General features: G+C 52.0%; 1 rRNA gene. It reads right to left on the minus strand.

Annotated features, from left to right (window positions below):
• Positions 1-277 (minus strand): 23S ribosomal RNA (locus tag KJS47_RS23865); the annotation flags it as partial.

The raw sequence follows: 277 nt of genomic DNA on the forward strand, positions 1-277 counted from the left end.
CGGGTCTACGCCCACGTACTGATTCGCCCTATTCAGACTCGCTTTCGCTGCGGCTCCGCTTCTTCAGCTTAACCTTGCACGTGAACGTAACTCGCCGGTTCATTCTACAAAAGGCACGCCATCACCCGTGATGGAACAAGTTCCATCATAGGGCTCTGACTTCTTGTAAGCACACGGTTTCAGGTTCTATTTCACTCCGCTCCCGCGGTTCTTTTCACCTTTCCCTCACGGTACTGCTTCGCTATCGGTCGCTAGGTAGTATTTAGCCTTAGCAGAT

It is taken from the genome of Paenibacillus sp. J31TS4 (assembly GCF_018403265.1).
Lineage (GTDB): Bacteria > Bacillota > Bacilli > Paenibacillales > NBRC-103111 > J31TS4.